Annotated in this window: 26 protein-coding genes; 10 read left to right on the top strand and 16 right to left on the bottom strand. The window is 50.7% G+C overall.

Translation table 11 applies throughout. From position 1 onward, the window contains the following. The first annotated feature begins 199 nt into the window (after positions 1-199). A complete protein-coding gene (locus FAH67_RS06285; RefSeq protein ID WP_004464520.1) occupies positions 200-355 on the top strand; it encodes a hypothetical protein in 156 nt (51 codons plus the stop codon). Between the two features lie 107 nt (positions 356-462). Here the strand turns inward: FAH67_RS06285 and FAH67_RS06280 are convergent, their stop codons facing one another. The 5 genes from FAH67_RS06280 to FAH67_RS11810 all read right to left on the bottom strand — a co-directional run bounded on the left by FAH67_RS06280 (position 463) and on the right by FAH67_RS11810 (position 3,352). Next, on the bottom strand, positions 463-1,803 hold the full coding sequence (locus FAH67_RS06280) for a DUF2868 domain-containing protein (protein ID WP_004464521.1): 1,341 nt from the start codon (positions 1,801-1,803) through the stop codon (positions 463-465). 281 nt (positions 1,804-2,084) lie between these two features. Next, positions 2,085-2,402, bottom strand: a complete 318-nt coding sequence (locus FAH67_RS06275) for a helix-turn-helix domain-containing protein (protein ID WP_004464523.1) — start codon at positions 2,400-2,402, stop codon at positions 2,085-2,087. Further along, a complete protein-coding gene (locus FAH67_RS06270; protein WP_232500814.1) occupies positions 2,399-2,527 on the bottom strand; it encodes a type II toxin-antitoxin system RelE/ParE family toxin in 129 nt (42 codons plus the stop codon). Before FAH67_RS06270 ends, FAH67_RS06275 begins: the two co-directional genes overlap by 4 nt. A 10-nt stretch (positions 2,528-2,537) precedes the next feature. Next, positions 2,538-3,071: an IS5 family transposase gene (locus FAH67_RS11815; RefSeq protein ID WP_115287616.1), complete on the bottom strand. Its 534-nt coding sequence runs from the start codon at positions 3,069-3,071 to the stop codon at positions 2,538-2,540. A 17-nt stretch (positions 3,072-3,088) separates the two neighbouring features. Then, positions 3,089-3,352 carry a transposase gene (locus FAH67_RS11810; protein WP_112890679.1) on the bottom strand — a complete coding sequence of 88 codons (264 nt, stop codon included), beginning with the start codon at positions 3,350-3,352 and terminating at the stop codon, positions 3,089-3,091. A 189-nt stretch (positions 3,353-3,541) separates the two neighbouring features. On the opposite strand from FAH67_RS11810, the gene recG reads away from it, so the two are divergent. Continuing rightward, entirely contained in the window at positions 3,542-5,581 is a 2,040-nt protein-coding gene (recG, locus tag FAH67_RS06255) for an ATP-dependent DNA helicase RecG (RefSeq protein ID WP_039864050.1), read from the top strand. A gap of 69 nt (positions 5,582-5,650) precedes the next feature. Here the strand turns inward: recG and gdhA are convergent, their stop codons facing one another. Then, positions 5,651-6,985: an NADP-specific glutamate dehydrogenase gene (gene gdhA / locus FAH67_RS06250; protein ID WP_019272649.1), complete on the bottom strand. Its 1,335-nt coding sequence runs from the start codon at positions 6,983-6,985 to the stop codon at positions 5,651-5,653. A gap of 383 nt (positions 6,986-7,368) precedes the next feature. Here gdhA and FAH67_RS06245 point away from each other — a divergent pair, with 383 nt between their 5' ends. Then, the gene (locus tag FAH67_RS06245) at positions 7,369-8,163 is read left to right on the top strand and encodes a thymidylate synthase (RefSeq protein WP_039864049.1); all 795 of its coding nucleotides are present in this window, start codon (positions 7,369-7,371) and stop codon (positions 8,161-8,163) included. Positions 8,164-8,222: 59 nt separating this feature from the next. On the opposite strand, the gene FAH67_RS06240 is transcribed toward FAH67_RS06245, so the two are convergent. The 4 genes from FAH67_RS06240 to FAH67_RS06225 all read right to left on the bottom strand — a co-directional run bounded on the left by FAH67_RS06240 (position 8,223) and on the right by FAH67_RS06225 (position 10,234). Beyond that, entirely contained in the window at positions 8,223-8,747 is a 525-nt protein-coding gene (locus FAH67_RS06240) for a transferrin-binding protein-like solute binding protein (RefSeq protein ID WP_341869324.1), read from the bottom strand. A gap of 184 nt (positions 8,748-8,931) precedes the next feature. Beyond that, a complete protein-coding gene (locus FAH67_RS11805) occupies positions 8,932-9,414 on the bottom strand; it encodes an IS5 family transposase (RefSeq protein ID WP_112890727.1) in 483 nt (160 codons plus the stop codon). A gap of 17 nt (positions 9,415-9,431) precedes the next feature. Continuing rightward, positions 9,432-9,695 (bottom strand): transposase, encoded by a 264-nt coding sequence (locus FAH67_RS11800; RefSeq protein ID WP_112890770.1) that lies wholly within the window; start codon positions 9,693-9,695, stop codon positions 9,432-9,434. Further along, positions 9,692-10,234, bottom strand: a complete 543-nt coding sequence (locus tag FAH67_RS06225) for a hypothetical protein (protein ID WP_244284766.1) — start codon at positions 10,232-10,234, stop codon at positions 9,692-9,694. The genes FAH67_RS11800 and FAH67_RS06225 overlap by 4 nt, the downstream gene beginning before the upstream one ends. A 340-nt stretch (positions 10,235-10,574) precedes the next feature. On the opposite strand from FAH67_RS06225, the gene smc reads away from it, so the two are divergent. Further along, positions 10,575-14,060: a chromosome segregation protein SMC gene (smc, locus tag FAH67_RS06220; RefSeq protein WP_003681300.1), complete on the top strand. Its 3,486-nt coding sequence runs from the start codon at positions 10,575-10,577 to the stop codon at positions 14,058-14,060. A gap of 93 nt (positions 14,061-14,153) precedes the next feature. Here smc and FAH67_RS12085 read toward each other — a convergent pair whose 3' ends face one another. The 4 genes from FAH67_RS12085 to pmbA all read right to left on the bottom strand — a co-directional run bounded on the left by FAH67_RS12085 (position 14,154) and on the right by pmbA (position 17,383). Beyond that, positions 14,154-14,327, bottom strand: a complete 174-nt coding sequence (locus FAH67_RS12085; protein WP_232500827.1) for a hypothetical protein — start codon at positions 14,325-14,327, stop codon at positions 14,154-14,156. Then, on the bottom strand, positions 14,314-14,640 hold the full coding sequence (locus FAH67_RS06215) for a cold-shock protein (protein WP_003681295.1): 327 nt from the start codon (positions 14,638-14,640) through the stop codon (positions 14,314-14,316). The genes FAH67_RS12085 and FAH67_RS06215 overlap by 14 nt, the downstream gene beginning before the upstream one ends. A gap of 154 nt (positions 14,641-14,794) precedes the next feature. Next, positions 14,795-15,964 (bottom strand): glycosyltransferase, encoded by a 1,170-nt coding sequence (locus FAH67_RS06210; protein WP_003681294.1) that lies wholly within the window; start codon positions 15,962-15,964, stop codon positions 14,795-14,797. Between the two features lie 87 nt (positions 15,965-16,051). Then, entirely contained in the window at positions 16,052-17,383 is a 1,332-nt protein-coding gene (gene pmbA / locus FAH67_RS06205) for a metalloprotease PmbA (RefSeq protein ID WP_003681291.1), read from the bottom strand. A gap of 124 nt (positions 17,384-17,507) precedes the next feature. On the opposite strand from pmbA, the gene yjgA reads away from it, so the two are divergent. The 4 genes from yjgA (at position 17,508) to FAH67_RS06185 (ending at position 21,500) form a co-directional block, all read left to right on the top strand. Then, positions 17,508-18,014, top strand: coding sequence for a ribosome biogenesis factor YjgA (gene yjgA / locus FAH67_RS06200; RefSeq protein WP_003681290.1), 507 nt, complete (start codon positions 17,508-17,510; stop codon positions 18,012-18,014). 46 nt (positions 18,015-18,060) lie between these two features. Beyond that, positions 18,061-18,777, top strand: coding sequence for a hypothetical protein (locus tag FAH67_RS06195; RefSeq protein ID WP_025457201.1), 717 nt, complete (start codon positions 18,061-18,063; stop codon positions 18,775-18,777). Positions 18,778-18,845: 68 nt separating this feature from the next. Further along, positions 18,846-20,546, top strand: a complete 1,701-nt coding sequence (gene recJ, locus FAH67_RS06190) for a single-stranded-DNA-specific exonuclease RecJ (protein ID WP_003681286.1) — start codon at positions 18,846-18,848, stop codon at positions 20,544-20,546. 18 nt (positions 20,547-20,564) lie between these two features. Continuing rightward, positions 20,565-21,500: a DMT family transporter gene (locus FAH67_RS06185; RefSeq protein WP_003681284.1), complete on the top strand. Its 936-nt coding sequence runs from the start codon at positions 20,565-20,567 to the stop codon at positions 21,498-21,500. A gap of 95 nt (positions 21,501-21,595) precedes the next feature. On the opposite strand, the gene FAH67_RS06180 is transcribed toward FAH67_RS06185, so the two are convergent. Beyond that, entirely contained in the window at positions 21,596-23,077 is a 1,482-nt protein-coding gene (locus tag FAH67_RS06180) for an aldehyde dehydrogenase family protein (RefSeq protein WP_003681281.1), read from the bottom strand. 340 nt (positions 23,078-23,417) lie between these two features. On the opposite strand from FAH67_RS06180, the gene adhP reads away from it, so the two are divergent. Further along, the gene (gene adhP, locus FAH67_RS06175; protein ID WP_003681279.1) at positions 23,418-24,461 is read left to right on the top strand and encodes an alcohol dehydrogenase AdhP; all 1,044 of its coding nucleotides are present in this window, start codon (positions 23,418-23,420) and stop codon (positions 24,459-24,461) included. A 68-nt stretch (positions 24,462-24,529) separates the two neighbouring features. Here the strand turns inward: adhP and FAH67_RS06170 are convergent, their stop codons facing one another. After that, positions 24,530-25,453: an RluA family pseudouridine synthase gene (locus FAH67_RS06170; protein WP_003681277.1), complete on the bottom strand. Its 924-nt coding sequence runs from the start codon at positions 25,451-25,453 to the stop codon at positions 24,530-24,532. Positions 25,454-25,694: 241 nt separating this feature from the next. On the opposite strand from FAH67_RS06170, the gene FAH67_RS06165 reads away from it, so the two are divergent. Next, on the top strand, positions 25,695-25,970 hold the full coding sequence (locus FAH67_RS06165) for a hypothetical protein (protein WP_003681274.1): 276 nt from the start codon (positions 25,695-25,697) through the stop codon (positions 25,968-25,970). Positions 25,971-26,238 lie beyond the last annotated feature (268 nt).

Genomic DNA, 26,238 nt, shown 5'->3' with positions numbered 1-26,238 from the left:
AAAAGCGCGAATCGAAAGGTTCGCGCTTTTTGTCGTTTGGAAAATGTCTAAAGACGCTTTGTCAAAATTGATGGTAAACTTTCAAAACCTTGCTACATTATCGTGTTGCCATACTTCTATTGCCGAATTTTGAACAGATTTCGCCGAATGCTGACAGTAGCTGACAGTCAAAGCCATTAATATTTGTCCATCGCTTTTGATGGTTGCAGCTGCCGGTTTGGTATTGGCTCCAGTTGCTTCTGCACACGGCAAACACGAAAAGTATCCGAAACAAGAGCTTATGCACAAAAAAGCCAAACCGCAAAAAATGAAAAAAACTGCACCTAAAGCCAAACACCACGCAAGCCAAGCCTAAACATCATCAAGAGCATCGCCACGACCATCATTAAGATGAATCCTCAACAATAAATAAGGCCGTCTGAAACTCAAACATTAGGTTTCAGACGGCCTTTGGTTTATCTGTCAAATAGAGCTTTGCCGTTTTTCTTGTGCCAAACGGGTCGGCTCCAGCCAGGCAATGTTTCTTTCTGCCAGTGCATCGCGCCAATAATCCAGTTTGGTATCCAAATCTTCAGAGAAACTGTCTTGATTCAAAAGTTGAATGATAACGCCGCCGTCCGTAGCTTCGGCCAAACGGCTGATTTGACGCAAAATGCCGCGGTCGGGAACAGTTTGCGTGCGTACGCCGATGAGAAGTTGTGCCGGAGTTTGTTTCAATTCGGCTTCTAATTGTTCCAAATCTTTTCTGCCGGCGGCAACGCCTTTGTCTATCCATTCTTGCGCCAAAACGCCGGAAAACCAAAGCGGCTCAGGCCATTCCGTTTCCAGTGTAACGGCCCATTTGGGCGCATTATTCAGCGTAATTTTAGATGAAACGGGAACGATGTTTTCCTGAAAATCATCGGCATCAACAATTTTCGTTTGCCATGCGCGGAGGATGTTTTGATAGTAGGGCTGATTCAAATCCAAACGTTTGCGAAGGGTTTTTAAAGTAATCTTGCAAGCAAGCCAAGCAAGCAAGCGCGGCAGAATGCCATAGCAGATGATGCTGCCGATGAGTAAGCCTGCCCAAGCGCGTGCATCTTCGATATGATTGTTCAGACGGCCTGCAATTACGGCCTGACTGTCGGGAACAGGAAAGCCCAAACGTTCCGGCAGCCATGACAAAGCCTCAACCGTTTTCACCAATGCCGTATTGCTTAAAAGCGTACTTTCCCAGTTGAACGTATATTGACGCACCAAGAGCAACAGCAAGACAGAAACCAACATTCCCGACAGCGTGCAAAGCCATAGGCTGTGCGAAGTTGCACCAATCAGCCAACGCGTTTGCGGTTTGCGCCATTCATCCACATAAAGCCGCAAAATTGCCTGATTTACAGGATCTTTTCCTCGGAACCAAGTTGCCGGACTGCTGATAAAGTGCACATTTTTCAAACGCAAGAATAAAGTCGCCAGCCACACCAGCAGCATGACCGTATTCATGCCCAAAATCCCGGCCAAGACCAGAAAAAAGTTCAGCCCCTGATTGTCCATCAAAAGATAAGTGCTGGAAAAACCGAATGTAAACAACAACGTCGCCGCAACAATCCAAAGCCAAAACGAGCCTGTCTCCACCTGTTGCAACACATATTTCAAATGCTGGTCGCGGTCAATAATTTGGGCGCGGCGTATCAGTTTTTCCTCGTTGCCACCATCAATATGCCGCAACGCTTCCGTCGCCTGCACAGGATCTCCCGGAAAAATATAGGCACGTTCTTCAAGGATACGGACCAATTCGACAAGTTTTTGCGATGGATTCAACATAAATGATAGGCCGTCTGAAAGATACAATGGAAACGTCTGTAAAAGCAGTTTCGATTTCGAATGGGGTGTATAGTGGAATAGATGTAAAAAAAGCAGCCCGAAAGCTGCTCATTTTGAGTGTGGTGCGGACGGAGAGACTTGAATTAAATAATTAATATATTGATATTTATACATATAATTTCATGAATTTGGAAAAATACCCCCAAATACACCCCCATTTTGTCAAAGTCAAAATTTTTCAGGGGGTAAGCATTACTCCACTTTAGCTATTCGCCATCAGATTAGCGGATGATATTCAGTTCCGCCGTTTTGCCGGTCTTAGCAAGCATGGTTAATAACGCATCTATCGTGAACTTGCTGATTTTGCCGTTTATCAAATCGGAAACACGAGGGCGGCTGGTGTTAAAGATTTCTGCCGCCTGTTCCTGTTTCAAGCTCTGCTCTTTTATCCATGCGCTGACGCTTTCGGCAAGCTGTAACTTGGTTCTGATAATCATATCGCTATGGGCCTTGAGTTTGGCGGCTTCGTCAGGCTGAAAACCCAAATCGGCAAAAACATTACCGCCTACCGGTGTAATATGCGTGGTTTTTGATGTCATTTTTCTATCTCCTGTACCAATGCCCTATATCGGCCCTTGATGATTGCTATGTCTTTCGGAGCGGTTTTTTGGCTCTTCTTTTGGAAGCTGTGCAATACATAGACGGCTTTTTCAAACTTAGCCACATAAACTACTCTAAACGCCCCGTCGGGCAAACGTTTTCTTAGAACCTGTATTCACAAACAACGATTTGATAAATTTTAATATTTGTGAAATATACCCTAGTTTGACAAAATTTTCAGCAGATAAATTCGTCTGCTCAAAATCTTTTGCCAAACGTCGAGACCAACCTAACCATGCAAACGTTCGTTCTACAATCCAACGTTTGGGCAGAATATGCCAAGAAATATCTTGAATTTTCTTTGAAATCTCAACAGTTAAACCCAATTGCTCCGATACTTCGCGCTCAAATGTATTCCGATAACCTGCGTCTGCACAGAAACCTTTTAAACCAGGATAGGTCTCAAACGCTTTTTTTGCTGCAAAAATACCTGCTTTTGTGTCATGAATATTGGCTGCATGAACCACAACAGACAATAGGTTACCCAACGTATCAACAGCTATATGTCGCTTACGGCCTTTGATTTTTTTACCTCCGTCAAAACCTTTATCATGTGCGCCGGAAGCTGTTTTGACACTTTGTGAATCAATAATGGCATAAGTCGGCATTGCTTGTTTTTGATGGATTAAACGTTTTTTTGAACCAATGCCGAAAGAATCCTATCCCATAAGCCTGATTGGTTGGCTCTGCGATAGAAACTCCATACGGTTGGATAAGGTGGAAAATCATTGGGCAGCATACGCCATTGGCAACCTGTTTTGGTAATGTACAAAACGGCATTCACTAATTCACGTTTATCCCATTTGTAGTGGCGTAGCCGGTTAAAATGTGGCTCAATCGCTTGCCATTGGGCATCTGTTAAGTCTGTCGGGTAGGATTTTCCAGTCATAAAGATATTTTATCATTTTTGTGAATACAGGTTCTAACAATGGCTGAAGTTGATTCGATAGCCGGCGTATTTTCAAATATTAATTTGTTTCAAGTATTCAGCTTTGAAGGCCGTCTGAAACATTGCGTTCAGACGGCCTTTTTGTTTTCGGATAAAATACAGCAAACTTTAAATCAGCTGCCTTTTAAGATGACGCCCGAAACCCAAAAACAGCTCAAAATTACCGATGTTTCCGCCAAGAAACTCGAAAAACTCAACCTCCATACCGCATGGGATTTGGTGTTGCACCTGCCGTTGCGTTACGAGGACGAGACGCACATCATGCCGATTAAGGATGCGCCAATCGGCGTGCCGTGTCAGGTCGAGGGCGAAGTCATCCATCAGGAAGTAACGTTCAAACCGCGCAAGCAGCTGATTGTCCAAATCGCCGACGGTTCCGGTAGCGTCCTTTTTCTGCGCTTCATCCACTTTTACGCCAGCAACCAGAAACAGATGGCGATCGGCAAACGCATCCGCGCCGTGGGCGAAATCAAACACGGGTTTCACGGCGACGAGATGATTCACCCTAAAATCCGCGATGCAGAGAGCAGCGGTTTGGCAGAAAGCCTCACACCGATTTATCCAACCGTAAACGGTTTGAACCAGCCCACTTTGCGCCGCATCATTCAGACGGCCTTGGACGTTACGCCGTTGCACGATACTTTACCCGATGCTTTATTAGGCCGTCTGAAATTGCCGCACCTTGCCGAAAGCCTGCGCCTTTTGCATTCGCCGCCGCCGAGTTTCACTATTCATCAACTTTCAGACGGCACGCTGCCCGCATGGCAACGGCTCAAATTTGACGAACTTTTGGCGCAACAGCTTTCCATGCGCTTGGCGCGGCAGAAGCGCGTCAGCGGCTCGGCCACGGCATTGGGCGGCGACGGCACATTGACTCAAGCCCTGCGCCACGCTTTGCCGTTTGCCCTGACCGATGCGCAAGAAAGGGTCGTGTCTGAAATCTGCCGAGATATGGCGCAAACCCACCCCATGCACCGCCTGCTGCAAGGCGATGTCGGCAGCGGCAAAACCATTGTGGCTGCTTTGTCTGCGTTGACGGCTATCGAATCCGGCGCGCAGGTGGCTGTAATGGCGCCGACCGAAATCCTTGCCGAACAGCACTTCATTAAGTTCAAACAATGGCTGGAGCCTTTAGGCCTTGAAGTTGTTTGGCTTTCCGGCAGCCAGCGCAAAAAAGCCAAAGACGAAGCCAAAACCAAACTCGCCGACGGTACCGTCAAAATCGCCGTCGGCACGCACGCTCTGTTTTCAGACGACGTCGAGTTTCAAAATCTGGGTTTGGTAATTGTGGACGAGCAACACCGTTTCGGCGTTGCCCAACGCCTTGCCCTTAAAAACAAAGGGCGCGACGTCCACCAGCTGATGATGTCCGCCACGCCCATCCCGCGCACGCTCGCCATGAGTTTCTTCGCCGACTTGGACGTGTCCGTCATCGACGAATTGCCGCCCGGACGTACGCCGATTAAAACCCGTCTCGTCAACAACGTCCGCCGCGCCGAAGTCGAAGGCTTTGTCCTTAATATTTGTCGCAAAGGGCAGCAGGCATACTGGGTCTGCCCGCTGATTGAAGAGAGCGAAACCCTGCAACTGCAAACTGCTACCGAAACCCTAGAGCAGCTTCAGGCGGCATTGCCCGAACTCAACATCGGCTTGGTACACGGGCGCATGAAGGCCGCCGAAAAAGCCGAAGTTATGGCGGAATTTGCGGCAGGCTGTCTGAACGTCTTGGTCGCCACCACCGTCATTGAAGTCGGCGTAGATGTGCCCAATGCCGCCCTGATGGTCATCGAACACGCCGAGCGCATGGGCTTGGCGCAGCTGCACCAATTACGCGGTCGGGTAGGGCGCGGAGCGGCAGAAAGCGTGTGCGTCCTCCTGTTTGCCGAGCCCTTGAGCGAACTCGCCAAAGCGCGGTTGAAAGTCATCTACGAACACACCGACGGCTTTGAAATCGCCCGTCAAGACCTCAACATACGCGGTCCCGGTGAATTTCTTGGCGCACGTCAAAGCGGCGTTCCCATGCTGCGCTTTGCCAACCTTGAAGAAGACTTACACCTTTTGGAACAAGCGCGCGAAATCGCCCCTTTGCTGATTGAACAAAACCCTGAAATCGTCGAAGCGCATTTGGCAAGATGGCTTTCCAGCAGGGAAGGTTATTTGGGCGTATAAGGTTTGCTTTAAAAGAAAAAGGCCGTCTGAAATCTTTCAGACGGCCTTTTGATTTGGCTGGATAGGGGTTTAGAAACCTTGCGCCAACATTGCATCGGCAACTTTGACGAAACCGGCAATGTTCGCACCATTAACATAGTTTACTTTGTCGCCGACTTTGCCGTATTTCAGGCAGGATTCGTGGATGCTTTGCATAATCTCAAATAAGCGGCTGTCCACTTCTTCGCGCGTCCAAGACAGGCGGATGGCGTTTTGACTCATTTCCAAACCTGAAGTCGCTACGCCGCCGGCGTTGGAGGCTTTGCCCGGGGCGTAGAGGATGCCGGCTTTGATAAATTGCTCGACCGCGCCCAAAGTCGACGGCATATTCGCACCTTCCGCAACAACGTAGCAGCCGTTTGCCAACAGGGTTTTGGCGGCTTCTTCGTCCAATTCGTTTTGGGTCGCGCAGGGCAGGGCGATTTCGGCGGCAACGTTCCACGGTTTTTGGTTTTCAAAGTATTGCAAACCTTGCTCTTTGGCATAAGTGGCAACCCGTTCGCGGCGGACTTCTTTCAGTTCGATAAGCGCGGCGAGTTGCGCTTCGGTCATGCCGCTGTCGGGGAAGAGGACGAAGCCGTTGGAGTCGGAAACGGTCAGCACTTTCGCGCCCAGTTGGATGGCTTTTTCGGCAGCGTATTGCGCCACGTTGCCGGAGCCGGAAATCAGGACGCGTTTGCCTTCAAAACTATCGTTGCGGGTTTGCAGCATGGCTTGGGCGAAATAGACGCAGCCGTAGCCGGTTGCTTCGGGGCGGATGAGGCTGCCGCCCCATTCCAAACCTTTGCCGGTCAGGACGGAAGAAAACTCGTTGCGGATTTTTTTGTATTGTCCGAACAGATAGCCGATTTCGCGCCCGCCTACGCCGATGTCGCCGGCCGGAACATCGGTGTCCGCGCCGATGTGGCGGTAGAGTTCGGTCATAAAGGCTTGGCAGAAGCGCATCACTTCGGCATCGGATTTGCCTTTGGGGTCGAAGTCCGAACCGCCTTTGCCGCCGCCCATAGGCAGGGTGGTCAGCGCGTTTTTGAAGACTTGTTCAAAAGCGAGGAATTTCAACACGCCCAAATCGACGGTCGGATGGAAGCGCAGGCCGCCTTTGTAAGGGCCGATGGCGGAGCTCATTTGCACGCGGTAGCCGCGGTTGACTTGAACCTGACCTTTATCGTCCTGCCAGGTTACGCGGAACATCACGACGCGTTCGGGTTCGACGATGCGTTCCAACAGGCTTTGCTGGGTGTATTTCGGATTTTGTGCCAAAAACGGATCGAGGCTCATGAAGACTTCTTCAACCGCCTGATGGAACGGCTCTTGATTGGGGTTGCGTTGTTTGAGGTTGGCAAACAGGGTGTTCAAGTCAGTCATTCGGATACTCCTTTTGATTGATGTTGTACTAATGGGAAAACGAATTTGTAGTTGGCAATATAAACCTATTTTTTTCTGATGCCAAGTCCGATTTTGCACAAATTGTTGACATTATTTTTTCCATATTTTTGATATTTGATGTTTATTGCCAATAATTAATCAATAATCATAAATTAATTTTGAAAATAAAAATATTATTGGAATTTTATTTCAAGTAATTAAACTGGATTTTTTGATTCCAATCAAGGTAATTTTGTTTTCACGCCTGCTTTTACTGTGGAAAAGGATTGAGATTGTCAACAATCCTGCCTGCCTGAATCTGTGTTTTGGGCATTATCCGGAAATGTTATAATATGCGCCGTTTAATTTGATGAAAGATGATGATGAAGGCCTATTTGGACTTGATGCGCCACGTCCTCGACAACGGTACGGACAAATCAGACCGCACCGGTACGGGTACGCGCTCCGTATTCGGTTATCAGATGCGTTTTGACTTGGGCAGGGGCTTTCCGCTGCTGACGACCAAAAAGCTGCATTTGCGCTCGATTATCCACGAGCTGCTTTGGTTTCTCAAAGGCGATACCAATATCAAATACCTGAAAGACAATAATGTTTCCATTTGGGACGAGTGGGCGGACGAAAACGGCGACTTGGGCCCGGTTTACGGCTACCAATGGCGCAGCTGGCCTGCACCCGACGGCCGCCATATCGACCAAATTGCCAATGTGGTGGAACAAATCAAAAAAAATCCCGACTCGCGCCGTCTGATTGTATCGGCATGGAATCCGGCTTTGGTCGACGAAATGGCCTTGCCGCCTTGCCACGCGCTGTTTCAGTTTTACGTTGCCAACGGCAAACTGTCCTGCCAGCTTTACCAGCGTAGTGCGGATATTTTCCTCGGCGTTCCCTTTAATATCGCCAGCTACGCATTGTTGACCATGATGATGGCGCAAGTATGCGGCCTGGAAGCCGGTGAGTTTATCCATACGTTTGGCGATGCGCATTTGTACAGCAACCATATCGAGCAGGCCCAGCTGCAATTAAGCCGCGATTTCAGAAGCCTGCCGACCATGAAAATCAATCCTGAAGTCAAAGATTTGTTTGCCTTCAAATTTGAAGATTTTGAGTTGGAAGGTTACGACCCTCATCCGCATATCAAAGCAGCCGTATCGGTATAATCCAAATTAAAAATAAAAAGGCCGTCTGAAACTTCAGACGGCCTTTTGTTTAGACAGGGTTATTTACGTTTCGCGCCATAGCCACCGATTAAGTGTTCGGTTGCATCATTGTTTTTCAAGCCATAAGTACCGCCAATTTCTTCAGCTTTTGGGCCGTAGAATTTGCCGTTCAGGTTGCCGCTTAATTTGCCATCGGCCGTGATGACTTTACCGGAGAAGAGGTTGCCGTCTTTCCAGCTTGCCGTACCTTTGAAATTGTAGTTTTCATCTGCTGTGGATACGCGCTTACCACTTTCCAAAGTATGGAAGTATGAGTTTGATGTTTCAAAACGGACACCTTTGAGGCCGAAATCAACGATAGCCATGACATTGGAAGTCAACTGACGATTGTTATTATTGCTAACCACATAGGCAGTGGAAATACCTGTGTAGGTGGCTGTACCTTGAGCAGGCAGGGTAGCGAAGGTAGTTTCATCGCCCAGGCTTTGGTAGCCTTGGTAGCCTTTGTGTGGTGTTTTGTCAGGGACGGTGTAATGCGCGAAGGTTTGATATGTCCAGCCGGCCGCAGAAGGATCATGCAGCACAATCTGGGTGTTGTCATCAAAACTGATGACATAGACACCGTCGAATTGTGTGTCAAAAACTAAGCCTTTTTGGTCTTGACGGAAATAGGCTAGCTTCTCGCTGGCTGTTTTATTCTTTTCTGCTAGTTGACCTTCCCCAGTTTGAGTATTGCCTTTTGAATTTAGAACCTGTATTCACAAACAACTATTTGATAAATTTTAATATTTGTGAAATATACCCTAGTTTGACAAAATTTTCAGCAGATAAATTCGTCTGCTCAAAATCTTTTGCCAAACGTCGAGACCAACCTAACCATGCAAACGTTCGTTCTACAATCCAACGCTTGGGCAGAATATGCCAAGAAATATCTTGAATTTTCTTTGAAATCTCAACAGTTAAACCCAATTGCTCCGATACTTCGCGCTCAAATGTATTCCGATAACCTGCGTCTGCACAGAAACCTTTTAAACCCGGATAGGTCTCAAACGCTTTTTTTGCTACAAAAATACCTGCTTTTGTGTCATGGATATTGGCTGCATGAACCACAACAGACAATAGGTTACCCAACGTATCAACAGCTATATGTCGCTTACGGCCTTTGATTTTTTTACCTCCGTCAAAACCTTTATCATGTGCGCCGGAAGCTGTTTTGACACTTTGCGAATCAATAATGGCATAAGTCGGCATCGCTTGTTTTTGATGGATTAAACGTTTTTTTGAACCAATGCCAAAAGAATCCTATCCCATAAGCCTGATTGGTTGGCTCTGCGATAGAAACTCCATACGGTCGGATAAGGTGGAAAATCATTGGGCAGCATACGCCATTGGCAACCTGTTTTGGTAATGTACAAAACGGCATTCACTAATTCACGTTTATCCCATTTGTAGTGGCGTAGCCGGTTAAAATGCGGCTCAATCGCTTGCCATTGGGCATCTGTTAAGTCTGTTGGGTAGGATTTTTTAGTCATAAAGATATTTTATCATTTTTGTGAATACAGGTTCTTACTTTGGTGGTAAGGGAGCTAGGGCTTGACCATGTAGGTTGGCTTGCGTTGCCATCAGGGGTCTTGTTAAATAACATACCGCCGTCTATTTTGACTTCATCATTTTTCTTAAAGTCAATAGAACCGATCAGGCCATTTTGGTTGTCGTCTTGATTGTCCGTTTGGAACATTTTGCCTGCGTCATCTTTGCGGAGTTGTACGTTAGGGTTGGATTGCTGCGCACTTTCGGAGGAGATGAAATGTGTGGGCAAAGGCTGGGGAACGTTGGCCGGATCGATTGGGGCTTCATCGGTCAGTCCGGCAAGGTTGTTGGCACGGTTGGTAAGCTTAGTAGACGGCGCTTTCTTGCCATTATTGCCGGCAGAGTTGCCGGTATTATTGGTAGGAGTCGAGCCGGTTCTTAAAGCAGCAGAACCGCCGCCCCCGCCACCGCATGCGGACAAGATGGCCGCGCTGACGGCTGTAAAAACGATGGTTTTAAGTTTGGTTTGGATGTTTGACATGAGATTCCCTGTATAGTTATTCGCTTGATGAAAAGGTTGGAGAGATCGTTTATCTGATTTTTAAACCTTCAAATCCCGATAATAACCGTAAATCATAAAAAAATAAACAGTTTGAAGGTGGTCGGGTAGATATATTTTTTTTTTTTTTTAGTTAATTGTTTTATATGAATTTATTTTAAATATTTTAGTGAGTTCGATAGCCGGTCTGTTTCTTTTTAACAAACTTTTCAGACGGCCTTTTGAGGATAAAAAAGCAGTCGGACTTTATGGATGCTTTTCTCTCAACGGATAAGCGTATTTCCGTTAAAATACGCCTTCTTTTCCGATTCGAAACATTGCCATGCGCCTGACCCACATCAAACTCTCCGGCTTCAAATCTTTTACCGCCCCGACCACGATTCATGTGCCGGGGCAGCTTGTCGCGGTTATCGGGCCCAACGGCTGCGGCAAGTCGAATGTGATTGACGCGGTGCGCTGGGTGTTGGGCGAGGCTTCGGCGAAGCAGCTTCGCGGCGAGAGTATGCAGGACGTGATTTTTAATGGTGCGGCGACGCGCCGTCCTGCGCCGAGGGCTTCGGTGGAGCTGGTGTTTGACAACAGCGACCACAGTTTGCAGGGCGCGTGGGGGCAGTATGCCGAGGTGAGCATCAAGCGGCAGCTGACGCGGCAGGGCGAATCGACTTATTTCATCAACAATCAGACCGTGCGCCGCCGCGATATTACTGATTTGTTTCTGGGTACGGGCGTGGGCGCGCGCGGTTATGCCGTTATCGAGCAGGGGATGATTTCGCGCATCATCGAAGCGCGGCCGGAGGAGTTGCGCGCCTATATCGAGGAGGCTGCGGGCGTGTCCAAATATAAGGAACGCCGCAAGGAGACGGAAGGCCGTCTGAAAGACACGCGCGAGCATTTGCAGCGTTTGGGTGATTTGCAGAACGAGTTGGCGCGTCAGGTGGAAAAGCTGGAAAAACAAGCCGAAACTGCCGAACGCTACAAATCCCTGACCGCGCAGTTGAACCAACAACAGGATTTGCTCGATTACGCCCAATGGCAGCAATCGCTTGCCGCCGCCGACAAGGCGACCGCGCAGCATCAGTCTTTGCAGGCGCAGCAGGACGAAACCGCCGCGCAGGTTCAGGCGTTAAACGACGAAGTACATGCCTTGCAGACCGCCGAACAGTCGCAGCAGCAGGCGGTACACGAACTGGGCAACAAACGCGGCGTGTTGCGCGAGCAGATTGCCCGTTTGGAAGAACAAATCCGCCATCAGCAAAACCTGCATCAACGCATCGAACGCGACAAGCAGGCGGCGCAGGCGCAGATGCAGCGCATCCATCAGGAGCAGCAGCAAATCCGCGTGCAGCTTGAAGAAAACGAGTTGCAGGCGGAAGAAAAGCAAACCGAATTGGCGGAATGGGCGATGCAGGTTGCCGAACACGAAGAGCGTCTGCCCGAATTGGAAGAAGCCCAAGCCACGCTCAACGCCGCCTTCCAAACCCGGCAGGACGAGGCAAACCGCATCCGCCGCGAACTGGCGTTGAAGCAGCAGCAGCTTGCCCATGCCGAACAAACCGTTGCCAAGCACGAAGAGCGCAAAGGCCGTCTGAAACAGGAAAACCAAGCCCTGAACCTGCCCGACGAAGCGGAAACCGCCGCCGCGCAGGAAGCCGCCGCCCTGTTGCAAAACCGGCAAGAGCATTACGAAGAACAAATCATTGCCGCCGAAGAAGCCTTACACGCCGCCCGCGAGGCGTTTCAGACGGCCTCAAGCCGTTTTCAAAGCCTGAAGCAGCAACACATCACCTTGCAGGCGCAGCAGCAGGCGTTGTCGCAAATCCTGTCGCAACAGCAGGAAGCCGCCGACTTCTGGCAGGCAACCGACCACGCCGCCGCGCCGCAGCTGTGGCAACACATCACCGCCCCTGCCGAGTGGCAACACGCCTTGTCCGTCATCCTTGCCGAACGCCTGCACGCCCGCGCCGTGCCGCAAGGTTTCGTACCGCCCGAGCCTTTGCCGCAAGGGCAGGCGGCGTGGCTTTCAGACGGCCTCTCCGGCGGCATCAAAAAATCCCTGCCCGTACAGGCATTGTTGAACCAAATCCAAGCGCAGCCGCCGTTTCAGACGGCATTGCACCACTGGCTCGACGGCGTATTGTGTGCGCCTGATTTGAGCTACGCCCTCGCGCATCAAAGCGATTTGGGCGCACACCAAATCTGGCTCACGCCCGAAGGCCATCAGGTCGATAAAGTCAGCGTCCTGCTCTATGCCAAACCCGCGCAGGAAAGCCTGATTGCCCAAAAAGCGCACCTCGACGGCATCGCGTCCGAACTGGAAAACCTCGCCCCCGAACTCTCCGCCGCCGAAGCCGCGTTCAAACAGGCGGATGCCGCCGCGCGCTCGTCCGAAGTGCAACATAAAAATCTGATGCAGCAGCAACAGCAGCACACGCGCCAATACAGCCAAGCGCAGCAACGCGCCGCCGAACTTCTGGCGCGCACCAACCAAGGGCAAATCCGCCGCGAACACATCGAGCGCGAACTGGCGCAGTTGGCGGAAGAACAGACCGTGTTGCAACACACGTCCGACGGCCTTTTAGACGACATCTCTACTTTGCAGGAAGCCGCCGCCGAACTCGAACACCAACAGCAAACCACCGCGCACAGCCGCCAAGAGCAGCAAGGCCGTCTGAAACAGGCGCAGCTTGCCCTGCTGGAAGCCAACCGCCAATACGGGCTGGCCGAAGTCGCCGTCCACAAGCTCAACCAGCAAAAACAAAACTACCAACAGCAAATTGCCCAGCTTGAACAGCAAACCCTGGACTGGCAGGAACGCCAGCAAGAGCTTGCCCTCGCCTATGAAACCGAGTTCCAAAACGACGAGCAGCACATCAAGCTTGAAGAATTAAGCGAAGCCGTACAGACCTTGGACGAAGAATATATTGTTGTGCAAGAGAAACTCGCGCAGATTCAGGAACAGGGCAGGGAGCAATACGCTAAAGTGCAAACCCTGCAAACCAAGCTGCCGCAGCTTCAGGCCGCTACCCAAACCGCCTTGTTGCAGCAGCAGGAAGCCCTGATCAACGCCAAACGCTACCATCAAAACCTGACCGAACGCGCCGCCGATTTGGACGCGCTCGAAGCGTTGGCGAAAGAATCGCCGAAAGTATTGAACACCAGCATCGGCAGCCTTTCGCAACAAATCGAAGCACTCGGCGCGGTCAACCTCGCCGCCCTGCAAGAACTCGAAGAAGCGCGTGAACGCGACGGCTACTACCGCAGCCAAAGCGAAGACGTGCAGGCCGCCATCACCCTTTTGGAAGAAGCCATCGCCCAAATCGACGACAAAACCAAAGCGCGTTTCAAAGAAACCTTCGATGCCGTCAACGGCAAAGTCCAAACCTTCTTCCCGACCCTGTTCGGCGGCGGCGAAGCTACCCTCAAAATGATAGGCGACGACCTCCTGACCGCCGGCGTGTCCATTATGGCGCGTCCGCCCGGCAAGAAAAACAGCACCATCCACCTCCTCTCCGGCGGCGAAAAAGCCCTCACCGCGATGAGCCTCGTGTTCGCCCTGTTCAGCCTCAACCCCGCTCCGTTCTGCCTTTTGGACGAGGTCGACGCCCCGCTGGACGACGCCAACACCTCGCGTTTCTGCAAGCTGGTCAAAGAAATGTCGGCGCAAACCCAGTTTCTCTACATCTCCCACAACCGCCTGACCATGGAAATGGCGGAACAGCTCGTCGGCGTAACCATGCAGGAAAAAGGCGTATCGCGCGTCGTCGCCGTGGACATCAAACAAGCGTTGGAAATGGCTGAGCCGAATTGAGGTAAGAACAAAGGCCGTCTGAAAGAATGAGGAAGAAATCTATAATTTCATCTTCCCATTTTTTCAGACGGCCTTTTTGTATTGGATACAGCGTTATTCTTTCGACGCATCATCTTTGGCGCGTTGAGGCTGCCCCGGGCGTCGGTTGCTGCGGTTGACGGCATCGCGCCATGCTTTGCGTTCGGCTTCGATTTTGGCAGCTACTTCATGAACCATGGTTTCTTGTTTTTTGACGGCCGGCTCTTCCGGTGTGTCACAAGACAGCAAAAATGCTGCAGACGAAGATAACGGCAATCAGGCCGACGATGGCCTGTTTGCCGGCGAGGGGTTTTTCGGGGGGAGGGACGAGGACATCGAAGCAGTCGGCGCAATCGAGGGCGAAGCAGACGTTTTCGGCTTCTTTGCGGCCCCGTCGGCCTTCTGTGATGTTGAAGGAGATGTGTTGCCCTTCGGCCGGAAGGCGGGTAAGGGTGGTGAAGGCGGCAAGGGCAAGAAAGATTTCTTGGCCTGTGTCTTCTATGGTAGCGGCGCCGAAGCCGCGCTTGCTGTTCCAGCGAGTAATCGTTCCGTAATAGCGCATAATGTATGTGGGGATATTATTATGGGTAACAGTTTTTCCTTGGACTGATTTTAAATCAAAAAGTTTAGTTATTGTCTTAATTTTAAACTAGATTTATCTTGTTGGAAGCAGGCAGGCCGTCTGAAGGATTTCAGACGGCCTGTATGGTTTATGCCTACTTATTAAGCACTTTTTGGAAGGTTTCGATCAGGTGTTGCGCAATGGCACGGCTGCCGAATTGTTGCAGGCAATCTTGGCGCAAGCGGACGGGATCGTATTGTGCATGGTTTTCGTAGAGGGTGAACAATGCTTTGGTCAGTTCCGGTATGTTTTCGATTGGTACCAGCAGGCCGTTGTCGGATGTGACGATGGACTCGGGGCCGCCGCAACGTGTGGCGATAACGGGCAAACCTTGCGACAGTGCTTCGATATAGACGACGCCGAAGGTCTCGGTACGGCTGGCGAGGACGAAGGCGTTGCTGTGGCGCATGAGGTCTAGGGTTTGGTCGGTGGTTAATGCGCCGGTAAAGGTAACGGCGTGGTTGATGCCCAAGTCGCTTGCCAGCTGTTTCAGACGGCCTTCTTCTGCGCCGCCGCCGCCGATTTTGAGTTTGAGCTGCGGATAGGTTTTGAGTGCTTCGGCAAAGGCAGGCAGGAGCAGGTCGTGGCCTTTGAGGTGACGCAGATGGGAGACGCTGCAGAAGGTGAAGTCTTGATTGTCTTTTTCGGGGAACTCGAAATCCTGTTCAAAATTGCCGCCCAGCATATTGGGCAGGTATTGCCAGTCTGTACCGGCGTAGGTTTTTTCGAGAATGCGGCAGAAATCACGGCTGACGGCGAACCGTGCCGCGCTGTGGCGCACGGCTTCGTGCATGGACGGCCATTGGTTTTTGCGGACAAGGCCGCGTGAAATGGCGCTGCTGTGTTCGGTAATCACATAGGGAATGCCGTATTTTTTGAAGATGGCACAGGCCAAAATGGCGGCGTAGTTGACGCAATGGGCGTGAATTACGTCGGGTTTGCCGTTGTCGGCGATATAGGCTTCAAAAGCTTTCATGCCTGCGTTGACCCAGCGGATGCGGTCGATATCGACAACCGGACAGCGCGGGAAGAAATACATGCTGTCGTAGGCGTAAGTGTTGAGTCCGCCTTGCTGATGGCGGCGCAGGCCGTAGAAGCGCGAGAAGATGGTTTTCGGATGGCTTCTCAAGTAGCGGAACATGGGCACGACCATGCCGATTTTCATGCCTTCGCGTTGCAGGGCTTGGGCTTGTAGGCGGAAAAAGATTCCGTCTACATCGGTTTCGGAAGAAGGATACCAAGAGGGGATAACGACAATATGCATGATGTGTTTTTTATGGAAGTAGATAACGGCGAGGCCGTCTGAAAAGAAAAGATATCTTTCAGACGGCCTTTTGTATATTTAGTTCAATCAGTTGCCGGCAACCGTCATTTTGGAAACCAAGATGGAGCCGATTTGGTTGGACGAACGGCGTAATGCGTCGTCTGCCACGCCGATGATGTCGCGGTACATGTCCTGCAAACGTCCGGCAATGGTGATTTCCTGAACCGGATAGGCAATGACGCCGTTTTCCACCCAAAAACCGGCCGCGCCGCGCGAGTAGTCGCCGGTAATGCCGTTGACGCCTTGTCCCATCAATTCTGTAACCAGCAAACCTGTTCCCATTTCTTTCAACAGGTCGGCCTGCGTGGCGTGGGTGTGGTTCAGATACAGATTGTGCGCGCCACCGGCATTGCCCGTTGTCTGCATGCCGAGCTTTTTCGCGCTGTAACTGCTGAGGAAATAGCCTTCGACTATGCCGTCTTTCACCACAAAACGCGGCTGCGTGGCGACGCCTTCGGCATCGAAATAAGTGCTGCGGAACGAGCGCAGGATATGCGGTTCTTCACGAAGGCTGAGAAACTCGGGCAGCACCTGTTTGCCGATGCTGTCAATCAGGAAGCTGCTTTGACGGTAGAGTGCGCCGCCGCTGAGTGCGCCGATAAGGTGGCCGATTAAGCCGACGGCGACGGTGGTGTCAAACAGTATGGGATAGCTGCCGGTCGGAACGCTGCGGCTGTTCAGACGGCGTAAAGTCCGTTCGGCTGCGGTTTTGCCGATGAGTTCGGGCGCATCCATGTCTTCGTGACGGCAGGAAGAATCGTACCAATAGTCGCGCTGCATGCCGTGTTCGTCGCTGGCGACGACGCTGCAGGAAATGCTGTGGTGCGTGCTTTGCTGGTGTGCGGCAAAGCCGTGGGTGTTGCCGTAAACATATTGGTAATGGCCGGTATGAACCGATGCGCCTTCGGAATTTTCAATGCGTTCGTCCGTTGACAGCGCGGCCTGTTCGCATTGCTCGGCCAAATCAATGGCGGATTCGGTACTCAAATCCCATTCGTGGTAACGGTCGAGGTCGCCGATATGGGTTGCCATCAAGGCAGCGTCGGCAAGGCCGGCGCAATCGTCTTCGGCGGTATAGCGTGCAATATCGATGGCGGCTTTGACCGTATCTTGTAGGGCGCGTTCGGAGAAGTCGGCAGTGCTGGCGCGGCCTTTGCATTGGCCGACATAGACCGTAATGTCTAAAGATTTGTCTTGTTGGAACTCGATTTGTTCGATTTCGCCCAAGCGCACGCTGACGCTTTGACCGAGCGACTCGCTGAAATCGGCTTCGGCCGAGGTGGCGCCGGATTGTTTGGCAAAATCCAGCGTGTGTCCGCACAAGCGCAACAGCTCGTCCGGTGTGTGGTTAAACAGCATAAAAAGGTTTCCTGACAGGGTTTTGCGGCATTTTAACCGTTTCAGACGGCCTCTGCAAAAATCGCACGGAAAGGCCGTCTGAAAACTGATAAAATAGGCGGATTCAGAAAATCAGGGAAACACAATGTTTGAACAAGAAGACGAATGGGTCAGCAAAACCCAAATGAAAAAGCAGATGAACGATTTGCAGGCTTTGGGTATGGAATTGACCAAGCTCTCCAGCGATACGCTGAAAAAAATCGGCTTGGACGAAGAGCTGTTCGAGGCCATCGCCACCTATAAAAAAATCACGTCCAACAGCGCACTCAAACGCCAAGCCCAGTTTATCGGCCGCCTGATGCGCGATACCGACCCTGCGCCCATCGAAGCTTATTTGGCCAAACTGCGCGGCGACAATACGGCGCACAATGCCTTTTTGCAACGTGTCGAGCAGGCGCGTAGCCGACTGTTGGCAGACGATGGTGCGATTACACAATTTATGGCCGATTTTCCGCAAGCCGACGCCGGAAAATTGCGCACCTTGATCCGCAACACCAAAAAAGAGCAGGAACAAAACAAACCGCCGAAAAACTTCCGCGCGCTGTTTCAGGAATTGAAAACCGTTATGGAAAATGGGGGCGGGGAAATTTAGGCATATTTTCAGACGGCATCCGCCGTTATTTAGATTGGAGGATAAAATGTTGTTCCGTAAAACGACCGCCGCCGTTTTGGCGGCAGCCTTGATGTTGAACGGCTGTACGGTAATGATGTGGGGTGTGAACAGCCCGTTCAGCGAAACGACCGCCCGCAAACACGTTGACAAAGACCAAATCCGCGCCTTCGGTGTGGTTGCCGAAGACAATGCCCAATTAGAAAAGGGCAGCCTGGTGATGATGGGCGGGAAATACTGGTTCGTCGTCAATCCTGAAGATTCGGCGAAGCTGACGGGCATTTTGAAGGCCGGGCTGGACAAGCCCTTCCAAATAGTTGAGGATACCCCGAGCTATGCCCGCCACCAAGCCCTGCCGGTCAAACTCGAAGCACCCGGCAGCCAGAATTTCAGTACCGGAGGTCTTTGCCTGCGCTACGATACTGACAGACCTGCCGACATCGCCAAGCTGAAACAGCTTGAGTTTAAAGCGGTCAAACTCGACAATCGGACCATTTACACGCGCTGCGTATCCGCCAAAGGCAAATACTACGCCACACCGCAAAAATTGAACGCCGATTATCATTTTGAGCAAAGTGTGCCTGTCGATATTTATTACACGGTTACGGAAAAATATACCGACAAATCCAAGTTGTTTGAAAATATTGCATATACGCCCACCACGTTGATACTGGATGCGGTGGGCGCGGTGCTGGCCTTGCCTATCGCAGCGTTGATTGCAGTCTCGAATTCCTCAGACAAATGAACGGCAATGCCGTCTGAAAAGCTTTCAGACGGCATTTCAGCCTCATCATATCTTGAAAAAACTTCGTCATGTCAGCCAAAATCCAAACCCGATCCGTCAATACCGACGTTTTTAATCATTTGCTCACCGCCGGCGCCGATCCTTTAATCGCCCGGCTTTGTGCCTCGCGCGGTGTGCAAAGTCCTGCCGAATTGGACGACAAACTCGCTTCCCTCCTGCCTTATCAATCGCTGACAAACTGCGAAGCCGCCGCCGGCCGTTTGGCGGATGCGGTTGAGCGTCAGGAAAAAATCCTGATTGTCGCCGACTACGATGCCGACGGTGCGACGGCGTGTTCCGTCGGTATGAGCGGTTTGGCGGCGATGGGGGCTAAAGTGGATTTTCTCGTGCCCAACCGCTTTGAACACGGTTACGGCTTAACGCCCGAGCTGGCTGAAATCGCGGCAGAGCAAGGTGTGGATTTGCTGATTACGGTCGATAACGGTATCGCCAGTATCGCAGGCGTGGCGCGTGCGCAGGAATTGGGTTTGGATGTGATTGTGACCGACCACCATCTGCCTGCCGAGACCGTTCCTGACTGCATCATCGTCAATCCGAACCAAAAAGGCTGTGGTTTTCAAAGCAAAAGCTTGGCGGGTGTGGGCGTGATTTTTTATGTACTAATGGCTTTGCGTGCCGAACTGCGCCGCCGCAATTATTTTTCAGACGGCATGAAAGAGCCGAATCTGGGCGACCTTTTGGATTTGGTCGCACTCGGTACCGTTGCCGACGTCGTCTCCCTCGATCACAACAACCGTATCCTCGTGTCGCAAGGTTTGAAACGGATGCGTTCGGGCAAAATGCGCCCCGGTATCCGCGCCTTGTTTGAAGTGGCACGGCGCGACTGGCGCAAGGCGCAGCCGTTTGATATGGGCTTTGCGTTGGGCCCGCGCATTAACGCGGCCGGACGGCTGGACGATATGTCGGTCGGTATTGCCTGCCTGTTGGCGCGAGATGATGTGGAAGCGCAGGAACTGGCGGCTCAGTTAAACAACCTCAACATCGAACGTCGCGAAATCGAGCAGTCTATGCTGCAAGACGCGCTGAATGCTTTTCCTGAAACCCTGCCTCCAGGTCAGACGACTTTGGTGGCGTATCGCGACGACTTCCATCAAGGCGTGGTCGGCATCGTCGCCAGCCGCCTCAAAGACCGTTTTTATCGTCCGACCATCGTGTTTGCGCCTGCCGACAACGGCGAAGTGCGCGGTTCGGGACGCTCCATTCCCAATCTGCACCTGCGCGATGCTTTGGACTTGGTGTCCAAACGCCATCCCGATTTGATTTTGAAATTCGGCGGACACGCGATGGCGGCAGGTTTGAGCATACTCGAACACAATATCCCCGCGTTTCAGACGGCATTTGAAGAAGCCGTGCGCGAGATGGTGTGCGAAGACGATTTGTCGCAAACATTCATCACCGACGGCAGCCTGCCTGCCCGCGACATTACGCTGGAACAGGCGCAGAACCTTGCCCGACACGTTTGGGGGCAGGGCTTCGCGCCGCCGAGTTTTACCGACGAATTTCATGTTGTCCGCCAGCAGCCTTTGGGCGCGGAAGGCAAACACAAAAAAGTCTGGCTGCAAAAAGACGGTTGCGAATTTGAAGCCATGTTTTGGCGTTGCAGCGAAGACATCCCCGAATACATCCGCACGGTGTACCGCCCCGTTGCCAACGAATGGCGGAATAATCTCGAATTGCAGCTTTATATCGACTACTGGGAAGCCGCGTAAACAAAGGCCGTCTGAAAAATGAAGAAACAAAAACCTTGGCTCGGCTTTTCATTGGCGCTGCTTGCCACCATGACTTGGGGCTCGCTGCCGGTCATCGCCCAACAGGCATTAAAAGCCGTTGATGCACCCACGCTGGTGTGGATACGCTTTTTAGTGGCTTCGCTGGTGTTGTTTGCGTTGTTGGGGCTGACCGGCAAGCTGCCGAGGCCGTCTGAATTTTCCAAGCAAACCTTATTTTTATTGTTGTTGGGCATTATCGGCATTTCTGCCAACTTCGTTCTCGTTGCTATGGGGTTGCATTATATTTCGCCGACAACCACGCAGGTGTTGTGGCAACTCTCGCCCTTTACCATGATTTTGGTCGGCGTAGGCGTGTTTAAAGAAGCCTTTACGCACTGGCAAAAAATTGGCTTGATGCTTTTGCTGACGGGTTTGGTCATGTTTTTCAACGATAAATTCGGCGAACTTTTCAGCTTGGGCAGCTACGCGGTTGGCGTGATGATGGCGGCTTCGGGCAGCATGATTTGGGTGTGCTACGGTGTGGCGCAAAAACTTTTGTCCAAACATTTCAATTCGCAACAAATCCTGCTCATGATTTATTTTTGTAGCAGCTTTGTTTTCCTGCCGTTTGCCGAACCGTCGCAAATCGCCCATATCGGCAATCCGTTTTTATGGGGCTGCTTTATCTATTGCTGCCTGAACACGCTGATCGGCTATGGTTCATTCGGCGAAGCGCTCAACCATTGGGACGCTTCAAAAGTCAGTATCGTCACCACGCTGATTCCTGTGTTTACCATGATATTTTCCACCATCGGCCATCATCTCGCCCCCGATTATTTTGCCGCTTCGGATATGAATATCGTCAGCTATGTAGGCGCTATGGTAGTTGTGACCGGAGCCTTGCTGGCAGTGGCCGGAGAGAAAGTGATGGGGCTTTTTTTGAGGAAGATATAAAGCATTTATTGCGAAACAGAATAAAGCAAGGCCGTCTGCAACAGGTTTCAGACGGCCTTTATATTTTCTAAATCAGATTAATGTGAATCACCGAATCAATAGAAGCCTTCGCGTTCTTCACGGGTGCTGATGTAGATGTTCTTCACTTGGGTGTAGGCGGCGAGCATCATTTTGTGGGTTTCGCGGCCGATACCTGAAGTTTTGTAGCCGCCAAACGGCGCGCCGGCAGGCAGGCGGTTGTAGCAGTTTACCCAAACGCGGCCGGTTTCCAGTGCATTGGAAACGCGCAGGCAGCGGTTGATGTCGGTACTCCACACTGCGCCGCCCAAGCCGTATTCGCTGTCGTTGGCCATTTTGATGACTTCTTCTTCGGTTTTGAATTTAATCACGGTGGCAACCGGGCCGAAGATTTCTTCTTGGGCAACACGGGCTTCGTTGCTGCTGGCTTCAATCAAAGTAGGTTCGACAAATTCGCCTTTGCCCAATTCGCCTTCGATTTTTTTACCGCCGGTAATGATGCGACAGCCTTCTTGTTCGCCGATTTTGACGTATTTCAAAATGGTCTCGAGTTGTCCGGCATTGACTTGCGAACCCATTTGGGTGTCATCTTCCCAAGGCAGGCCGACTTTGATTTTTTTGAATTCTTCAGCCAAAGCATTGACGAATTTGTCGTAAATGCCTTCTTGTACAAAAATGCGCGAACCGGCGCAGCACACTTGGCCTTGGTTGAACAAAATACCTTTTTGCGCGCCTTCGAGGGCTTTGTCGAAAGGCATATCGTCGAAGAAGATGTTGGCAGATTTGCCGCCCAATTCCAAAGTGGACGGAATCAGCAATTCGGCGGCAGCGATGCCGACGCGGCGGCCGACTTCGGTTGAGCCGGTAAAGGCCAGTTTGTTGAAGCCTTTGTGGTGCAGCATGTATTCGCCGGATTTGGAACCGCGTCCGGTAATCACGTTCAACACGCCTTTAGGCAGCAAGTGGTTGATTTTTTGAGCGAGGGACAACAGGCTCAATGAAGTGCTGGAAGAAGGGTGGATGACGATGGTACAACCTGCGGCCAATGCCGGAGCGATTTTCCATGCAGCCATCAAGAATGGGAAGTTCCAAGGAATGATTTGGCCGACAACGCCGATCGGTTCGCGCAAGACGATAGACAGGTCTTCGGCATCAAGCTGGGTCGCAGTGCCTTCTTCGCCGCGGATAACGCTGGCGAAATAGCGGAAATGGTCGGAAGCCAAAGGCACGTCGGCTGCGCGGGTTTCGCGGATCGGTTTGCCGTTGTCCAAGGTTTCCTGCAGGGCGAACAATTCGGCGTTTTCGTCAATCACGTTGGCGATTTTGTTTAAAATGGCCGCACGTTCGGCAGTCGTGGTTTTGCGCCATGTTTTGAACGCTTCTTGCGCAGCGGCTACGGCAGCATCGACATCGGCGTCGGTTGCGTCTGTGAACTTGGCCAATTCATCGCCATTGGCAGGGTTGTAAGAGGATAAAAGTTTGCCTTCGCTGCCTTTTGTCCATTCGCCGTTGATCAAAAGGCCGTATTCTTTATCAAACACATTTAAATCTTTTGCCATAATGCTGTCTCCTTAATGAATGGGAATAGGTGTTTCACACCATGAAAAACAGCTTATGCTTTTTTCTTTTTAAGTTCAAGTACTAAAAATGAGAATATTCTCAAAATTTACATTTGCAATGTTGTTTCATGTAGCAGGCCGTCTGAAAAATAAAGGATTTGATTGAAATGAAATTGCATTTGTTAATGTATTTAAAAATTTATACGGGCTAAATAGATTTTGTTATGGTATAACATCATAACTTATTGTTTTAAAAAAGATTATGGGTTGACGGCTTCGGATATGGGGAGTATTCTCATTCATAGCTAAACAGTTTTTCAACACCCTAGGAGACTCTCTCATGAAAATGCATGCTGTGGTAGTAAATAAAGATGTAGCAGGTGATGTAGAAGTTGTTGAACGTGAACTGCGTCCGCTGGAATACGGCGAGGCGTTGGTGGAAGTCGAGTATTGCGGCGTGTGCCACACCGACTTGCACGTTGCGGCAGGCGATTACGGCGACAAACCGGGTCGCGTGTTGGGACACGAAGGCATCGGTTTGGTTAAAGAAGTTGCCGACGGTGTGAAAAATCTGAAAGTCGGCGACCGCGTCAGCATCGCATGGCTGTTCCAAAGCTGCGGTTCTTGCGAATACTGTAATACCGGCCGCGAAACCTTGTGCCGCTCCGTATTGAACGCAGGCTATACTGCCGACGGCGGCATGGCGACACACTGTATTGTGAGTGCCGATTATGCGGTCAAAGTCCCTGAAGGCTTGGATCCTGCGCAAGCTTCGAGCATTACTTGTGCCGGTGTGACCACTTATAAAGCGATTAAAGTTTCCGGCGTTCGTCCGGGCCAATGGATTGCGATTTACGGCGCAGGCGGTTTGGGCAACTTGGCGGTTCAATACGCGAAAAAAGTATTTGGCGCGCACGTTGTTGCCATTGACGTCAACGATGACAAACTGGCCTTTGCCAAAGAAACCGGCGCTGATTTGGTAATCAATGCCGCCAAAGAAGATGCGGCTCAAGTCATCCAAGAGAAAACCGGCGGCGCACACGCAGCCGTGGTAACAGCCGTATCCGCTGCTGCCTTCAATTCAGGCGTTAACTGCGTCCGCGCCGGCGGCCGTGTCGTTGCAGTTGGCTTGCCACCTGAGTCTATGGACTTGTCTATCCCACGCTTGGTATTGGACGGCATCGAAGTGGTCGGCTCTCTGGTCGGTACCCGCAAAGATTTGGAAGAAGCATTCCAATTCGGCGCAGAAGGCTTGGTTGTACCTAAAGTCGAATTGCGTGCTTTGGATGAAGCGCCTGCCATCTTCCAAGAAATGCGCGAAGGTAAAATTACCGGCCGCATGGTGATTGATATGAATAAAGAGTGCAGCTGCATTCATCACTAATCAAATAATTTGGTGACAAAAAGGCCGTCTGAACAATTTCAGACGGCCTTTTTATTGGATTAGATAACTTAAAGCGCAAAACCGCTTTCAAATACGCGGATTTCTCCGCTGACAGGATCAGTAAACTCTATTCTTTTGGCCAGAAGTTTTAAAGGTTTATCATAGTCTTCATCACCGGCAGCCAATGGAGTAGGGTAAAGCGCATCGTTCATCAGCGGCATATTCAAACTCATCATATGCACGCGGAGCTGGTGTTTCTTTCCGGTATGCGGCGTGAGGCGGTAGAGGCTGAATGCACCGCGGTTTTCGATAAGTTCGATGGTTGTGTGGGCGTTGGGTTCGCCTTCTGTTTCACGCGTGAGAAAGAATTTTTCGCCGCGTTCCATTCGTGACGAAATATCCAGCGGATAGTTCAAATCCGTCCGCGTCGGCGCCACCGCTTCATAGGTTTTTTGGACGGTTTTTTCTTGGAACATGGTCTGATAATCGCGACGCGTAGCAGGGTTGAGCGAAAGCAGCATAACGCCTGCCGTATCCTTGTCCAAGCGATGAATCGGCGTAATGTCTTCAACATTCAAATGCTGCAATTCAGGCCGCAAACGCAGGCGCGTGAGCAGGGTTTCCCGCAAAAACCTGCCGCTGGGGATGACGGGTAGAAAATGCGGTTTGTCCACCACAATCAAATGCTCATCAATATGCAAAATCTTTTCTTTAAACGGAATACGCGGCTCGCTCTCACGGCTGGTTTCACGGTAATAAAACATCGTCTTGCCGGGTTCGAACAAGGTATTCTCATCAAACGGCATGCCATCCGCGCCCACCACAAAACCGCTGTTCAGCCGCCGCCGCCAGTTTTCTTCGCCGACAAAGGGAAAATGAGCGCATAAAAAATGCAGCAGCGGTAAGCCGTAAAACTGCTTTTCATGCGGCAAAACCAAGTAGCTGGGTTTGACACCGTCTAAAAGGGGGAGGGGATTGGTACGTTTTTTCATGCGGCGGATTGTACTCGGTTTTTAGGATTTTTTCAGACGGCCTTGTTTATGTTTATATGGAAAATAAACTTCTAATAACGGATATGTTGATGCAGGTTTTGTGCTTAAATAGATTCTTCAAACGACCAAAGAAACTGGTTTCTTTGGAACTTGCTTTTGTGGCATAAATTAAATAAATGATAAAGAAGCAATATTTTGAGAAAAGGAGAATATTATACATATAAAAATCAGCATAATCATCATGTTGTCCGCGTTTTCCGTATCCGCTATGGCGGGAGGGGAAGTTCGGCTTGGCAAGAGTAAGGCATATAATAATGAGTATGAACTTGTGGCAGAGCATGGAATCAATGAAGAAGTTTCACAATTAAATCAAGACGAGTATGCCGCACATCCAATACGCAACGATAGCGGCGTCATGCAATCAGGAAAAGCGGCTTCAGGCAGGCAAGCCGTTTCCCAATACGGTAAACCTAATTTGCCGCCTGTCCGCTTAAATCCGCATCCTTCACGACCTTGATTTCAAAATCAAAGGGCTACTCCATTTGTTTGGACAGCCATTTTGTTTTGTCGGCTCACTCACATTTTGTTTGTGAATACAGGTTCTAACAGTCCCCCACAATAACCTCTCCCTCAAACCCATCCAATAATGTAAAATCCCCCCCCCCCGCAAAAAATGATATATTCCAAGCGAAGCCCCTTAAAGCCCACGTCATACGCGCCCAACCGCGTCATTCCCGCAAAAGCGGGAATCCAGAAACACAACGCAACAGGAATCCATCGGAAAA

It is taken from the genome of Neisseria flavescens (genome assembly GCF_005221285.1).
Classification (GTDB): domain Bacteria; phylum Pseudomonadota; class Gammaproteobacteria; order Burkholderiales; family Neisseriaceae; genus Neisseria; species Neisseria flavescens.
Note: the sequence above shows the minus strand (reverse complement) of the source record. Positions and strands in the feature narration are given on the sequence as shown.